This window comes from Microcoleus sp. EPA2 (assembly GCA_020882975.1).
GTDB lineage: Bacteria > Cyanobacteriota > Cyanobacteriia > Cyanobacteriales > Microcoleaceae > Microcoleus.
In genome coordinates this window covers 154916-171884 of record JAHRFD010000007.1, presented here as the reverse complement: position 1 = coordinate 171884, position 16969 = coordinate 154916, and the positions used below count along the sequence as shown (strand labels likewise).

The window sequence follows — 16969 nt, the reverse complement described above, 5'->3', positions numbered from 1 at the left end:
GGATTTTAATTCACAAGTCACATACCACAAGTCAAAATTCACAACTATTCAACTTGATTTTTTTCCGTGAATATGAACGATAAAAATTCCGAAAGAAGCATTATACTAATTGTCGATGACAACCAGACCAATCTGGATGTACTTTTCGAGTTGTTGAGAAACTATGGGTTTAAGGTATTAGTAGCCCAGGACGGCGAAAGTGCGATCGAGCAAATTGAATATATCCATCCCGACCTGATCCTTTTAGATATCATGATGCCGGGAATTGACGGGTTTGAAACTTGCCGTCGCTTGAAAGCAGACCCGCCGACCCAAGACATTCCCATCATATTTATGAGCGCCCTTTCCGATACCCTTGACAAAGTAAAAGGCTTTCAAACAGGAGCAGTTGATTACATCACTAAGCCGTTCCAGCACGAAGAAGTATTGAGCCGAATTGAAACTCACTTGACTATTCGTAGTTTACAAAAAAAACTAGAAGAGAAAAACGCAGAGCTTGCTCACCTCAACCAAAATCTGGAAAGACTTGTCGAACAAAAAAGTAAGCAACTCATCGATCAAGAAAAAACTGCCATTATCGGTCGCTTGACTCAGGGCATGGTACACAACTTAAAAAGTCCGCTGCAAGTTATGCAGACTAGCGTCGATCTCATTGAAACAAAAGCGACAAAAATTAATGACTACTCGTTTTTTAGTTACACTAAGTATATTTTACAAGCCATCACAAAAGTCAATCAGATTATGGACACTCTGATGGTGAAAAGCAGAAAGGAGCAAGAGCAAGATTTACAACCTGTTAATATAAACGAATTAGTGCAGCGAGAGATTCAGCTATTGGAAGGAAATATGTATTTTAAAAATAAAATAAAGAAAAAATATTTTTATGACGATAAACTGCCAAATATTCCCTTAATTTATTCCTATATTTCTCAAGTATTTTACAACTTAATAAATAATGCCATGGATGCTATGTGGGATAAAAAAAGCCGAGAACTAACTATTGTGACTCGACAAGATGAATCGAAAATTTATCTGGAGATTGCGGATACTGGATGCGGGATAGCACCAGAAGATTTTTCAAAAATATTCGATCCTTTTTACACATCAAAACCAGCTAAAGGCGAGGAACAAAAAGAGGGTGAACCCACAGGAACTGGTCTGGGACTTTATACTTGTATTGAACTGCTAAAACCTTTTAAGGGCGAGATTGCTATTAGCAGTAATCTCGGCAAGGGTAGCATATTTACAGTTGTGTTGCCAAAACGGCAGTAATATTGAAGGTAGAATGAGGCAGAAGGCAGAAGAACCCCCCCAAGGGGGGAAGTAAGAAGGCAGAAGTCATCCCCCCTTGGGAGGAACGAAGAAGGAAGAAGTCATCCCCTAAACAATCAGAGCTCTTAGGCCAAATGCCCATACAGAATTTATCAATTATTAACCGAGCGCGAACTTATTTTTATATTGAATTTTAACCAATGATCTCTGTTTTTAATTCAACTTTTATACCTGCTTATTTGAACGTTCTTTTGGTAGAAGATAGTGCAGAATATGGGGAACTCATTCAAAATATGTTGTTAGAAAGCAATCTGAGAGGGTCGATAAATTTTACCCATGTTATCGGACTCCAGGAAGCTATAGAAAATTTAATCGATCGGGTTTTTGATGTAATTTTGTTAGACATTTCACTTCCTGATAGCCAACGCTTCGATGCTTTCTTAAATCTGCAAAATTATAGTATAAATATTCCCATAGTCATTCTCACTTCCTCCGATGACGAAAAACTAGCCATTGAGTTGCTTGCCGCAGGTGCCCAAGATTATCTGGTGAAAAGACAACTAGATAGTCGGCTGCTGATCCGTACTTTACAATGCGCTATTGTCCGCCACAGACGGGAAGCAGAATGGCAAAAAAATACTAGGGAAGAAAGATTGCGATCGCTAGTTAAAAACATTCCTGGTGCTATCTACCGTTGTCAGTACGATGTGCGGGGTAAGATGGAATTTATCAGCGATGAGATTGAGGTAATTAGTGGCTATTCTGCTGCGGATTTTATGTCCCGAAGCAACTTCGGTTTTGGTGATATTATCCATGATGCAGATCGGGAAATGCTCGATCGCAAAATCAAAGAAGCAGTGGCATCAAAACAGCCTTACTATCTAGAATACCGGATTGTTCGGGCTGATGGCGCGACGCGGTGGATTTCTGAAAGAGGTAGACCGGCTTACAATCTAGAAGGGCAAGTTTTGTGGCGAGATGGAGTGATGTTTGACATTACTAATCGCAAACAAGCTGAATTGACTTTGCAGCAAGTAACTCAAGCTGTAGATAGCGCTAGTGAGGCGATCGCGATCGCCAATCTGGATGGTTATTCCATTTATCATAATCTCGCATTTATTCAGCGTTACGGCTATACAGTTGAGGAACTAAATAATAGTGGTGGACCCGCAGTCATGTACACCAAATATCAAGAGTTGAGAAGATTATTTATCGTGCTGCGGAAAGGCTTATCCTGGAGTGGTGAAATCCAAGTCAAAGCTAAAAATGGCGAAATTATAGAAACTCAATTGCGAGCAAATTGCATTAAAGATAGTAATAATCAACCCATAGGAATGATGGCAATCATTGCCGATCTCACAGAACTAAAACGTACAGAATCAGCCTTAAAACTTAGTCAAGAAAGATTGCAATTAGCAGTTTTTGGTAGCTCCCTGGGGCTGTGGGATTGGAATATTGCTACAGGCGCTACTTATTTTGATTCCCAGTGGAAAGCAATGATAGGTTATGAAGAACATGAAATTGAAAATAATGTTAAATCTTGGGAAGATTTACTACACCCCGAAGATAAAATCAAGGTCATGGCTGCTTTAAATTCATATTTTGAAGGGGAAAATGATATTTATAAAATTGAATTTAGGATGCTGAATAAATCGGGAAATTGGCAATGGATTATGGCTTTGGGTAAGGTAGTAGAATACGATGAATGGGGCGCACCACTGCGGATGAACGGCACTCATCAAGATATTAGCGATCGCAAACAAGCAGAGTTTGCTTTGCAGGAATCGGAAGCGCGAGAACGTTCCAAAGCCCTAGAATTAGAAACAGCAATTAAGCAGCTCAAAACAACTCAATCTCAGCTTGTGCAAAATGAAAAAATGGTAAGTTTGGGGCAGTTAGTTGCTGGTGTAGCTCATGAAATAAATAATCCGATCAGCTTTATTCACTGCAATTTAGGACCAGCTCGTAGGTATACTTTAGACTTGTTAACTTTGATTAAAACCTATCAGGATAACTACCCCAATCCGGCGGGGGGCGTAGTGGAAAAAATCCAGGAAATTGACTTAGATTATGTGAGGGCAGATTTGCCAAAACTTTTTAGTTCTATGCGAGTAGGAACCGAGCGAATTGTAGAAATTGTGAAATCCCTCCGCAACTTTTCTCGGTTAGACGAATCCGCTGGGAAGTCGGTGGATATTCATGAGGGAATTGATAGCAGTTTAATGATTTTGCAAAATCGCCTGAAATCTCACAGCAACTCTGCGGGTATTCAGGTAATTAAAGATTACCAACAACTGCAAAATGTGGAATGTTTTCCTGGTCTGTTGAATCAGGTATTTATGAATATTTTGATTAATGCGATCGATGCTTTGGAAGAACGGGACAACCAGGAGACAATGCAGGAGTGCGATCGACCTCTCAGCACTATCACTATTCGCACTTATTTGACGGCTGTGGGCTTTGTAGCGGTATCAATTGCTGACAATGGAGGGGGGATACCAGAATCTGTTAAGTCTAGGCTGTTTGACCCATTTTTCACCACTAAACCTGTGGGTAAGGGGACTGGTTTGGGACTATCGATTTCTCATTCAATTATAGTCGATCGACATGGTGGCAAATTGAGCTGTACTTCCACGGTGGGAGAGGGTTCGGAGTTTGTGGTAGAAATTCCAGTCCAGCAAAATTTAACCTAGAGGAATTTGGATTGATATATTGGTTATGAAAAGCCGATGATTTTTTACATGAAATTGCATCTCAGTGTCACAATAAAAACAGCAAATGTCAACTTACCCCTTGTCAAGTTATGACTGGTTCTCCCAGGGAAGCTAAACTACCCAAACAAGCCCCGATCGCCAATTTTTCAGATGTCGGCGAAAATTCTTGGCGCGAGTGGGCAGATCTAGTACCAACCATGCTGTGGATAGCAGATGCAGATAGCAATTGTCATTACTTTAATTCTCAGTGGACAGAATTTACAGGGCTTAGTCACGAACAAATTTCAGCCCGCGGATGGACGCAAAACATCCACCCCGAAGATTTAGATAGCTGGGAACAAATATATGCAACTGCTTGGAATTCCCCTAGCAAATTCCAGAGAGAATACCGCCTCAAAAGAGCCGATGGCGAATATCGGTGGATTGAAGAAACAGTAGTTCCTAAGTTGACACCAGCAGGTAAATTTCAAGGATTTATAGGTACGGCGACGGATATTAGCGGACGTAAAAAAGCCACTAACGAACTCTTGGAATACCAGCAAAAACTAGAAGAAACTCAAAAAGTTGCCCATATCGGCAACTGGGAATTCGACCTCACTACTGGCGAAGTTACTTGGTCTGATGAATTAAAAAGAATTTACGCTCTAGAAATAAACGCACCAACACCAAGTTATCCAGAACTGGTGCAACAAATTCATCCTAACGATAGAGAACGCTTTCAACAAACTATAAACGACGCCATCGCCCACCGCCAACCCTACGAAATTGACCACCGCATTTACCGTTTAAACGGAGAAATGAGATATCTAATCGGTTGGGGACAAATTGTCCAAAACCATCAAGGAGAAGTCATCAAATTATTCGGAGCAGCCCTCGATATTACCGATCGCAAACAAGCAGAATTAGCACTGCAAATGAGTCAAAAACGCCTCCGTGCCGTTGTCAACAATGCACCCATAATTTTGTCTTGCATTGACCGCCGAGGCATCTTTACACTTTCGGAAGGAAAAGGGTTAGAACCTTTAGGATTAGTTCCAGCACAAGTAGTGGGCTTATCCGTGTACGGACTGTACGAAAAGTACCCCCAAATTATCGAAAATATTAATTTGGTTTTGGCTGGCGAAGAAAAAATTTGGTCAGCCGAATTCTCTGGTAACATTTACGAAACTCGTGGCACCCCAATCTTCGATGAAAAAGGAGAAATTCCAGGATTAATTGCCGTTTCTGTGGACATCACGGAGAGGGCGCGAGTTGAAGAAGCTCTCAGGGAAAGTGAAGCAAGGCTACGCTTAATTCTCGAAAATATGCCAGTAATGCTCAGCGCTGTTGATGCCGAACGCAATATTATAGTCTGGAACCGAGAATGCGAACAAGTTTTGGGTTACAGTACATCAGAAATGGTCGCCAATCAGCAAGCAATACAACTATTAATACCGGATTTTCAATACCGCCAAAAAGTGTTTAAAGAAGTTGTCAAACTCGAACATAATTTTCGAGATTTAGAAGTAGAAATACAGGCCGCTGACGGCACTGTCAAAACAATTGCTTGGTCTAATATTTCCGCTGAATTTTCAGTTCCCGGCTGGGATTTTTGGGGAATTGGTGTCGATGTTACCGAGCGCACAGCAGCAGAAATGGCACTGCGAGAATCCGAAGCTAGACTCAGAGAACAAGCAGTGGAATTAGAATTAGCTTTTAACACTCTGGGTAATACCCAAGCACAGCTCGTCCAAAGTGAAAAAATGTCTTCCTTGGGTCAATTGGTTGCTGGAGTCGCCCACGAAATCAATAATCCTGTCAGTTTTATTTTTGGGAATATTACCTATGCCAAAGATTATACCAAAGATTTGCTAAAAATTCTGGAACTTTACCGTGTAGCTTACCCTAAACCTAGGCCAGAAATTGAGGAAGCACTTGAAGACTGCGAATTAGATTTTATCCGGGAAGATTTGCCGAAGCTGTTGGATTCCATGGAAGTTGGAGCTGAGAGAATTCAAGAAATTGTTAAATCTTTACGTACTTTTTCTCGCCTTGATGAAGCAGAATTCAAGGCGGTTAATATTCATGCAGGCATTGACAGCACTTTGATGATTTTGGCTCACCGTTTGAAGCAAAAACGGGAACACGCTACTATTTCGCTAATTAAAGAGTACGGGGATTTACCCTTGGTTGAATGTTACTCTGGTCAATTAAATCAGGTGTTTATGAACTTGTTGAGCAATGCGATTGATGCTTTGGAAGAAAAGGCTAAAGAGCTGGAATCGGCTGATGCTGAATCCTCTGTTTATACAATTAAGATTCACACAAAAGTTGTGGATGAGGAACGGGTGAGAATTACGTTTGCAGATAGCGGTACTGGCATTCCCGAATCAGTAAAGCAGCGGTTGTTCGATCCTTTTTTTACTACGAAACCTGTGGGAAAAGGTACGGGATTGGGATTGGCTATTAGTTATGAAATCGTAGTTGAAAAACATCACGGAACTTTGGAATGTAATTCTCAGTTAGGGGTGGGGACAGAATTTGCGATCGAAATACCGATTCGTCAAGGGATTTGAGATTTGAGATTTCAGATTGAAGAAACGGACTCTAGGGATAAATCTGGGGGTTTGTGAGCCGAGGAGTGAGGGTTGCTGCTGGCGTGACAAATGCGGTTTTTGCCTTCAGTTTTAGCTTGATAGAGAGCGCTGTCAGCACTGTGAATTAGGCTGTGGGGAGAGCGCTCAGGAGCAGGAATTGTGGTAGCAATCCCACAACTGAGGGTAACGTAGGGCTCGATTTCCGATCGCGCGTGGGGGAGTTTTAGCGCATCGAGGCGATCGCAAATTGTCCGGGCGACAACGTGGGCTCCTTCGGCTCCAGTGTTGGGTAGTAGTACGGCAAATTCTTCCCCACCATAACGGGCTGGCAAATCTCCAGCCCGCTTGACAGCAGAGGCGATCGCCCCAGCCACTTGATACAAGCAGTCGTCGCCGGCAAGATGCCCGTAAAAGTCGTTGTAAGATTTAAAAAAGTCGATGTCAAGCAGGATTAAAGACAGTGGCAATTCCTCTCTTGCTAGCCTACGCCACTCCAACATCAAAATGCGATCGAACTGGCGGCGGTTAGCAATCCGTGTCAGTGCGTCTGTAGTTGCTAGTTGCTGCAATTTTTGGTTGGCAATTGCTAACTTACGGTAAAGTTCAGATTGTTCGATCGCGATCGCCACTTGATTTGCCAAATGTGTTAAAAATTCTATTTCCCATGCCTGCCACTGCCTAGCTCCAGTACAATTATATGCTGTCAGCATTCCCCACAAATAATTTTTATTTTCTGTACCCGACTCAGATTCATTTTTGAGCATTCTCTGCGGTGTCCCACCACACAGCAGCGTCATTAAATCTTCGGGATAATCCTCATCTTTTTCTGCTTCCCACCTAGAATCGGAAGATATTTTCTTTGTCGCTTCCTTGTCTTCAAATTGCCAAATTGGAACGCTTAAAACTGCTGCCATTTCACAATCTGTCAGCAATTTTTTACAACTACCCGTCCATTCCGTCCCACTCACATCAGATATTGCTTGTACCGACTGAGACTCCGCCAAAAAAAGACAGGATACCGCCAAAGCAGAACAAATATTTTGGTTTTCAATATCACCTTGTGGCAATCCGTCACCTGCGACAATCTCACATTTTTGCTCTTCGCTGTCGAGTTGTGTCGCAGAATTGTGACAGCGATAAATTAAAACCCGGTCTGTTTTCAGAAATTGACGTACTTCTGCCACGGTACTGTGGAGAATACTTGTAGCGTCGATGGACGAGCGAATATTTTCGATCATTTTAGCCAAAAGTCGCTCTCTTTGGGCTTGTTGTCGCAATTGTTCCTCTATGCGTTGCCGTTCGATCGCATAGTGGATTGCCCGCACCAAAAGAGTTCTATGAAATCTGCCCTTCACCAAACAATCTTGAGCGCCCGATCGCAATACTGACAGTGCCGTATGTTCATCATTCATATCTGTTAGTACCACAATTGGCACTGTGGGCGATCGGGCTTTCAGCATCGCGATCGGATCGCTTCCCTCCAAACAATCTGCCACGGACAAATCTAATAGTATGGCATCAAACTCTGCTCCTTGCAGATATTGTATTCCCTCTTCGATAGACTTAACAATTTCAAGCATAAATGTAGCGTCACTGAATGACCCTAAAAGGTCTTCAATCAGAGTCGCATCTGCGAGGTTATCCTCCACCAACAAAACTTTTATCGAGTGGTTAGACGTTAACACAACTATAGCAATTCGAGCGGGTTGACAACAACTATTTAGAACTTCTAACTAATAGCCGACATAGCGACTAGCAACGGAAACCATCTCATCTTTGGAAACCTCCCCTAGGGAAAATTGCCTTGGGGCAGAAAACTTTGGGCTTTACTCAGAGATTAATTCCCCGAATCCTTACCCCTACAACTTAGCTTATAGAGCCTCCGACGGGAGCGAAACGATTTCAAACCAATACTGACACAAAGTCTTCATTACTTCAACCAACCCTTCAAAAGTCACTGGTTTGGATATGAAAGAATTCGCACCCAAGCGGTAACAAAGCAAAATATCTCCGCTGCTTTGCGATGTAGTCAGTATCACCACCGGGAGATGTTGCAAGTCGGAGTCCGATCTAATCAAAGTTAGCGCTTCTCGCCCGTCCAGCCTCGGCATATTCAGATCTAAAAGTATCAGGTCGGGGAAGCGCCCATTCCTCGCATCAGCATAGGAGCCACGACAGTATAAATAGTCTAGCATTTGTTCCCCATTTTCCACAAATTCGATTCTAATTGCTATGGGAATCTCTCGGAGTGATTCCTGCACGAAAAAACGGGTATCTTCGTCATCATTAGCCATTAAAATAGTGAATGTTTTGTTTTTATTATTCACTGCTTTCACTCACTACCAACGAATGCTGTAGCCTGGTATAAATTGAACAAATATCCGAGGATATGCCAATATCTGTTGCCCTAACTTTGCTGGTTTGACCAACCAGGCTGAGTTTGTGTAGCAAAAATTCTTTTCTTTGCCTTGCAGGCAAACCATTGTCATTAATGCTTGTTTCACTTAGCATTTTTTTAAAAAATGCACAACCCACACAACTAGAACTATCACCAAGGCTTGCCCCCGAAATATACTCTAAATTACTGTAGGGGAAAGTAAGAAACTCTCGATACAGTTGAAATAAATTGAAAATTCTGCCGTGCACCGCTGATTTTAAACTTTTACAAGATTTGAGTTAATAAATTAATTATCAGCCATTTATTTGTTTTTTGTCATCAGTAAATATGCTACATTTTTCTCACAATTATGTAAAGTAAATATAAATATATTTTTCCAAAATCACTAAAGCTATTACTTTTTCCTTTCTGTTACTTCCTCCATCCTGATTTTTAACCAGAGCCAAACCGCAGCAGCTTAGAGCTTATAAATTCTACCTTCACTCCCCTACAGGAAGACAAAAATAAAAAATCGCTCCTCGATTGGGTCCTGATTGCACCCAAATTCGACCGCCGTGGCGATCGACAATTTTTTTACAAATCGCTAAACCAATACCAGTTCCCGAACATTCTTTTTGAGTATGCAAGCGCTGAAAAATCTGAAAAATACTCTCCTGATACTGCTCTGGAATACCAATACCGTTGTCCTCTACAGAAAACAGCCAGTTATCCCCCTGTCGAGAAACACTTACGTGGACCATCGGTCGATCGCCACCCCGGTACTTAATAGCATTGCCAATTAAATTCTGAAATAGTTGCACTAATTGAGAACTATCAGCCACAACCATCGGCAAATCCGCCCTACTAACAATAGCTTGATTCTTACGAATAGCCCACTCCAAATTAGCGCAAGCCTCCTCAAACACTAAATTGCAATCACTCAATGCAAAAGGTTTCTGGCTTCTGCCAATTCGTGAATATTCCAGTAAATCATCAATCAAGTTCTGCATCCTTGTACAAGAACTCATTATATTACTAATAAATTTATAAGTTTGAGGATCGAATTTGTCTTGACAGCGCCTTTCTAATAATTTAGCGTAACCGGAAATCGTTCCCAAAGGTGCTTGCAAATCATGGGAAGCAATATAAGCAAACTGTTGTAGTTCTGCATTAGATCGACTTAATTCTTGAGCATAGCGAGTGAGAGTAATTTCTGCTTGTTTGCGTTCGCTAATATCGCGAGTGAGTACCACAAAAGCACCAATATCAGCATCCTCAAGCCAGTTAGTAGCAACTCCCTCTAGCCATACCCAATTACCATTTTTGTGGCGCAACCTATATTCCATAAGTTTAGAAATACCCGGATTTGCTCGCATCCAAGCAATTGCCTCTTTTTGGGAAGCCAAATCATCAGGGTGCAGCACTTGCAAAGGCATTTTACCCATAAATTCTGCTGGAGAATAGCCCAAAACTCTTTCTACGGCTGAACTTTGATAGATGACATGACAATTGGCATCCGCCAGGGTAATCATATCTGAGGAGACTTGAGTCAGGGCCAGAAAGCGAGCTTCGCTGGCGCGAAGGGCTGCTTCCGATCGTTTTCGTCCGCTAATATCCCGAAATGTGACAGCCAAACCGTCATTTAATTTGACAGCCACAATGTGCAGCCAAGCACTGAATTTGCGATTGTGTTCGTAATAAAATTCTCGCTCTACTGTTTCTCCTGTTTCTACCACAGAAACGTACACATCAAATAGACCATTTTTGCAGACTTGAGGAATTTGTTCTAACAAATACTTTCCTATTAAATTTGGGGACACCATACTCAGCATTTTTTCCGCAGCCCGGTTCAACAAAATCCATTTGAAATCAACAATATTTCCCTGACTGTTGCGAACAGCAGAAAAAGCTACCACACCGTCTAGGGAACTATTCAACACGCTTGCTAGCAACAATTGCGACTGTTGCAGTTGAACATTTTGGTTTTTTAATTGCTGTTGCAGCTTGTGTAAATCAATTTGCTTTTCGATTCTTGCTAAAATTTCTTCCACTTGAAAAGGTTTAGTAATGTAGTCTAATCCGCCCACTCGAAAAGCTTCTATTTTATCGTTAATATCATCTAAAACGGTTAAAAAAATTACAGGAATCTGCGCTGTTTCGGGTATTTTTTTTAGCCTCTGACATACTTCATATCCGTCCATTTCTGGCATTCTGATATCCAACAAAATCAAATCAGGAGCATAAGCGATTGCTGCATTCAAAGCTAGTTGTCCAGAAATAGCTCTGTAAACTTGATAGCCATGAGAGCTTAGTAAATTAGATAAAAAACGCAGATTAATCGGTTGATCGTCAACCATCAATATTTTAATTCCGCTATGATCCATTTATTCTAAAATTGATTTAGTTAAATTCACTATTCTGTCAAGTCGGTAATCCTCAAGTAAATCCTTTAAAGCATTAGCTAAAGTTGGATGACTTTCGGAAATGCGATCGACAACTTGAATCACCAATTCTTCATTAACATCATTAGCAGCCTCGTCCAGTTCCTCTAACCAACTTTTTGGCATCTCTGCCAGCAGTGGTAAAAAAAATGAATCTGGTTTTTCGCCGTTCAAATAACGCCTCCCTCCTACTCCAAAAGGTACAGACAACTCTTGATAAATATAGCGCACTCCCAAATAGTGAGCAATTTTGTCAAAAATGATTTGTTCTTGAAAAGGTTTACGCACAAAATCGTCGCAGCCTGCTGCGATAATTTCGCCTCTTCTTTCCTCAAAAATGCTAGCAGTCAGAGCAATAACTACAGTATGCGATCGAGTATTTTTCTCCCTAGCTCTAATTTCTGCCACAGTTTCAAAACCATTCATTACTGGCATTCGCGTATCCAGCCAGATTAAATCCGGCTGCCAACTTTCCCAGATTTCAATTGCTTGTCTACCATTTTCAGCTTCTCTGACTTCAAAGCCAATGGGTGCAAGCATTTTAATTAGCAGCAGCCGATTTTCAGTATTATCATCCACTGCTAAAATTCGATAAATTGGCTGCTCTGGTTCTAGCCCCAGCACCCGTTGCAATTTCGTGATATTTACTTCTGAGGGAGCCACCGCACATAGTTTAATGTTAAATTTAAAAGTAGTTCCCTCACCTAAAATACTACTTACTTCAATATTACCCCCCATAATTTCCACGTATTTTTTGGTAATATTTAAACCCAAACCCGTGCCGTCAGCCGCTTTTTTACCCGCTTCTGTTTGCACAAAAGCATTAAATAAAGTGTCCATTTCTTCGGCTGCTATGCCAACTCCAGTGTCTTGAACCTCAAAAAATATTACACATCGTTCGTTGGGAATCGAGTTAGAATCAATTTCTGTTTCTCCTGACTGGAAGGGAACTGTTTCCAGACCCACTCTTAGCAAAATTTCACCACCGTTTTCAGTAAATTTTATGGAATTTCCCAGCAGATTAATTAAACAGACACGCAGTTTTTTTTCATCGGTTTTAATATATTGAGGAACCTGGGATTGTACGGAAAATTTGAGGTGTAAATTCTTAGTTTCAGCTTTGATTTGAAACATCTCTTCCAAAGTGTCTAAGACTTGATATAAATCAAAACTACTTTCATCTAAAGCAACTATTCCAGCTTCAATTTTTGACAAGTCTAAAACATCATTAATTAATTCCAGCAAATGTTGCCCGCTACGGTTAATGATTCTGAGATTTTCTATATTTTCATTACTCAGTAAAGAATCACGACTCATTACTTGAGTAAAACCCAGAATCGCATTCAGGGGAGTCCTTAATTCGTGGCTCATATTAGCAACAAATTGACTTTTTGCTTGAGAAGCAGCGGCTGCTTGTTCTTCGGCTTTTTTGCGTTCGACAATTTCTTGTTGCAGTTGATTATTGCGAGCAATTAGTTCTTTTTGTAGTCTTTTTATAGTCAGTTGGTGTTCAACTCTTGCTAAAACTTCTTCTACCTGAAATGGTTTGGTGATGTAATCCACCCCACCAATTTGAAAAGCTTTTACTTTATCTAAAACTTCATCTAAAGCACTAATAAAAATTACAGGAATTTCTGAGGTTTCCCCATCGGCTTTGAGTTTAGCACAGACTTCATAGCCGTTCATCTCCGGCATTTTGATATCGAGTAAAATTAGATCGGGAGAACTCGATTTGGCAGCTCTAATTGCCATTTTACCATTAATTACACCCCGAACTTTATATCCTCGATCTAACAGTGTGGCTGATAAAACCTGCAAATTTTCTGGAGTGTCGTCAACAATTAATATGTTGCCTCTATTCTCTTTGGTAATATTTTGAGTCATCGATTGTTGATTTTTGTTATGTAATTGCCAATATAAAAAAGTGATCAATTTGATATCATAGCACAAGCTGTAATTATTCTGGCATATTTATAATTTTAATAATTTCTCAATTCTTCAATTAAATCAATAATCAGATCGCACCGGAAGTTATTAGCCAATTCTGCGATCGCGTTGCCGAAATTAGCATGAATAGGAGGAATCGCCAAAATTAACCGGAAAATCCAATCATTGTCCACTTCTTCCGCCGCCTCGTACAATTCATCAATCCATTCACCAGGCATCACTTCAAAGGACGAAGCACTCAGCGTAAAAGGTAAATCCGCTGCTCCCATATTTTCATTTTCACCCATTTCGCCATTAAACAAACCCCCAGCAAACTGACTACCGTGAGAATTACCCGCAAGTTCGCGATCGTAAACATAGCGGACTCCTAGATATTTTGCGATCTTTTCGAGAATCACTTGCTCTCGAAAAGGCTTCGCGACAAAATCATCGCAACCCACAGACAAAATCACCGATCGCTCTTCATCAAAAGCACTAGCCGTCAAAGCAATAATTACGGTGGCTTGACCTTTCAAATGCGCTTTGATCCGTTTCGTAGCTTCATAACCATCCATCACCGGCATCCGCATATCCATCCAAATCAGATGAGGTTCCCAACTCGACCAAACATCGATCGCCTCAACCCCATTTTCCGCTTCCCGGACAGCAAAACCCAAAGATGAAAGCATTCTCACTAGCAATAAGCGACTTTCCAGGCGATCGTCAACAGCCAAAATTCGGTATTCCGGCTGTCCCGGCTCAATACCGACGACACGACGAGCTGTTTGAGTAATCTGAATTTCCACGGTATCAGGGAGAGAAACTTTAATATCAAACTTAAAAATACTGCCCTCACCCACCGTGCTCACCACACTCATTTCCCCTCCCATTAAATTCACAAACTGTTTGCTGATTGGCAAGCCCAAACCAGTTCCTTCTTGAGCTTTTCTCCCACTTTCAGTTTGTGCAAAAGGTTTAAATAAACTCTCCATCTCTTCAGGAGAAATTCCCGGCCCAGTGTCCTCGACTTCAAATAGCAAACAGCAATTATTAATTTCGGGTGAATTAGTAAGTGTATTTTCGCTCTTTAATAATTCATGTTTAATCCTTAAATTCACCCCACCCTCCGAGGTAAATTTGAGTGCATTACCAATAATATTAATCAAAATTTGACGTAATTTACTTTCGTCAGTTTCTATATATTTAGGCAAATTAGGTGCACAATCAAAAATCAACTGCAATCCTTTCTTTTGTGCTTGCATTTTCAGCATTTCTTCGGTATTATTCAGCATTTTTTGCAGGTCGAAAGTGCTGTTATTAACTGTCACCAGCCCCACTTCAATTTTTGACATTTGTAGAATATTATTAATTAAAATCAGCAAATGTTCGGCGCTGCGGATGATAATACCTAAGTATTGCTGTTGCTCTTCACCCAAGCCTGTGTCGCGAGATAGCAGTTGACTGAAACCCAGAATCGCGTTGAGAGGAGTACGCAATTCATGACTCATATTCGAGAGAAACTCACTTTTAGCTTTATTGGCCCTGTCCGCTTCTTCTTTGGCTTGCCGCAAAGTTATTTCTGCTTGTTTTCTTTCCGTAATATCACTGGCAGTACCTGTCGCACCGATCGCATTTCCTTCCGAGTTTAAATGGGCGATCGCCTTGGTATTTATATCAATTATTCTCCCATCTTTTCCTAATACAATACTTTCATACTGAAATACTGAATTACCTGTCAATAAATACTGCTGAAGTTGCAAATCAGGAGCTGTTGATTCCGGTGCAAAGAAATCGCTAAAAGAACAGCCAATCATTTCTTCAGGTTCATAACCATAAATCTGTTTTACCGCTTGATTTACAAAAGTAAGGTGTCCTGTCGCATCGCAAGACCAAATGATATCTTGCGAAGTTTCGACTAAGTGCCGATATTTTTCTTCACTTTCAACCAGGGCTATTTCTGCCAACTTGCGCAGAGTAATATCCATCAATGTTGTGAATATCTTTGTCACTTGTCCTTGCTGGTTTACCACAGGTTCTCCCCTAGCTTCGATGTAGCGAATGAAGCTTCCTTGATTGGTTTGGGAAGGTAAATTACCATCGGTAATTATTGATTCCGGCTGCAAAATTCGATATTCCAACGTGTATGGTTCCCCGGTAGTCATCGCAGCATTAATGCTGCTTTGCCACTTTTCTAGATCGTCTGGATGAACATATTGAGCAAACTCATCTACTGTGGGTGCTGGCTGGCTTGAATCCAGACCAAAAATGCGGGATAATTCTTCGGACCAAATAGTTGTGTTTGTGGACAAATCCCATTCCCAATTGCCGACGTGGGCCAGTCTTTGGGCTGCGGCGAGAGAAGTAGCTAAAGCCCGGAGTTTTTCTTCTGCTAATTTGCGATCGCTAATATCCTGACTCACAGAAATTACGCAGGTTTCATTATTAATTTCAATTATTTCTGCTGACAATAAAGCCGTTCTTATCTCGCCTTTTTTGGTTCTAAAATTAAACTCATAATTACGTATTATTTCTTTCTCTTTTAACATCAAAAACATTTTTTTTCTAGCTTCTTGGCTGACCCAAATATTCAAGTCAAGAGCAGTTCTACCAATTATTTCGGCTGGCGAATAACCTATGGTTTGGCAAAAAGCATCATTTATTTCTAGGTGGCTGCCATCTTTAAGTCTGGTAATCGTAATTGGATTAGGAGAAGAACGAAAAGCTTTAGCAAACTTTTCTTCCGAAAAGCGCAATTGTGTAGTCCGTTCTTCTACTAAATTTTCTAATTCTTGATTTAATTTTTGTAGTTTAGTGTTTTGTTCCGCTAATTGTTTTTCCATAAAATAGCTATTAATCGCTTCTTTTACGGTCAACTTCAAGTCTTCTGACTGCCAAGGTTTCGCTATGTAGCGGTACAATTTGGCGTGTTTAATAGTATTCGCTACGGCTTCGAGGTCTGCTTGTCCTGTCAGCATAATTTTGATAGTTTTCGGTGAAATGCGGTGAATCTGTTTTAGTAACTCGTCCCCTTTGATATTAGGCATCAAATAGTCGGAAATCACCGCCACAATTTCACTTCCCTCTGCCAGCAGTTCCTCCGCCAACTCCAAAGCATCTTCACCACCTTCAGAAGTTTCTAATAAATGTTCTTCTCCGAGGGCTTTTTTTAACTCAATTTTTAAACTTTCAAGGATTATAGGTTCGTCATCGACACAAATAATCACAGGTTTGTTGTTCATGCTTTTGCTAAACCAGATTTTATTGTTTCTACTAATTCTTTGCCATCCCAGGGTTTATACAAACATTTGTGCAAATTAGCTTGTTTTTTTACCCGTTCTATGGCTAATGCGTCGGCTTGACCGGTCAAGATGACCTTCACAATATTCGGATATTTTTTGTGGACATCTATCAAAAATTGATCTCCTTTAATACCGGGCATTAACCAGTCAGATACGATTACCAAAATATCACTGGCTTCGGCTTCTTGTTCAATTTCCTGAATAATTTCCATAGCTTCATCGGCATTTTCTGCTATTTCATAAAGGTAAGTATCTCCAAATTCTTTTTTTAATTGAATTTTCAAACTGTTTAAAACAACTATTTCATCGTCAACACACAAAATTACTGGTTTTCCCATAAACTTTTATCCCTGTGATTTTATGA

General features: G+C 40.7%; 9 protein-coding genes. 3 read left to right on the top strand and 6 right to left on the bottom strand.

What is annotated here, in order from left to right; translation table 11 throughout:
- Positions 1–72 precede the first annotated feature (72 nt).
- The 3 genes from AAFP14_RS09500 to AAFP14_RS09490 all read left to right on the top strand — a co-directional run bounded on the left by AAFP14_RS09500 (position 73) and on the right by AAFP14_RS09490 (position 6541).
- Positions 73–1272, top strand: a complete 1200-nt coding sequence (locus tag AAFP14_RS09500) for a hybrid sensor histidine kinase/response regulator (RefSeq protein WP_341732022.1) — start codon at positions 73–75, stop codon at positions 1270–1272.
- A 200-nt stretch (positions 1273–1472) separates the two neighbouring features.
- A complete protein-coding gene (locus AAFP14_RS09495; protein ID WP_341732021.1) occupies positions 1473–3965 on the top strand; it encodes a PAS domain-containing protein in 2493 nt (830 codons plus the stop codon).
- 110 nt (positions 3966–4075) lie between these two features.
- Entirely contained in the window at positions 4076–6541 is a 2466-nt protein-coding gene (locus AAFP14_RS09490) for a PAS domain-containing sensor histidine kinase (RefSeq protein WP_341732020.1), read from the top strand.
- Between the two features lie 11 nt (positions 6542–6552).
- Here the strand turns inward: AAFP14_RS09490 and AAFP14_RS09485 are convergent, their stop codons facing one another.
- The 6 genes from AAFP14_RS09485 to AAFP14_RS09460 form a co-directional block, all read right to left on the bottom strand.
- Complete coding sequence (locus AAFP14_RS09485; RefSeq protein ID WP_472851038.1) at positions 6553–8211, bottom strand: sensor domain-containing diguanylate cyclase; 1659 nt, start codon at positions 8209–8211, stop codon at positions 6553–6555.
- A gap of 222 nt (positions 8212–8433) precedes the next feature.
- The gene (locus AAFP14_RS09480) at positions 8434–8889 is read right to left on the bottom strand and encodes a response regulator (RefSeq protein ID WP_341732018.1); all 456 of its coding nucleotides are present in this window, start codon (positions 8887–8889) and stop codon (positions 8434–8436) included.
- Positions 8890–9439: 550 nt separating this feature from the next.
- Positions 9440–11296: an ATP-binding protein gene (locus AAFP14_RS09475; protein ID WP_341732017.1), complete on the bottom strand. Its 1857-nt coding sequence runs from the start codon at positions 11294–11296 to the stop codon at positions 9440–9442.
- Positions 11297–11323: 27 nt separating this feature from the next.
- The gene (locus AAFP14_RS09470; protein WP_341732016.1) at positions 11324–13264 is read right to left on the bottom strand and encodes a response regulator; all 1941 of its coding nucleotides are present in this window, start codon (positions 13262–13264) and stop codon (positions 11324–11326) included.
- Between the two features lie 95 nt (positions 13265–13359).
- Positions 13360–16545, bottom strand: coding sequence for a PAS domain S-box protein (locus tag AAFP14_RS09465; protein WP_341732015.1), 3186 nt, complete (start codon positions 16543–16545; stop codon positions 13360–13362).
- Positions 16542–16943 (bottom strand): response regulator, encoded by a 402-nt coding sequence (locus AAFP14_RS09460; protein WP_341732014.1) that lies wholly within the window; start codon positions 16941–16943, stop codon positions 16542–16544. The genes AAFP14_RS09465 and AAFP14_RS09460 overlap by 4 nt, the downstream gene beginning before the upstream one ends.
- Between the last annotated feature and the right edge of the window lie 26 nt (positions 16944–16969).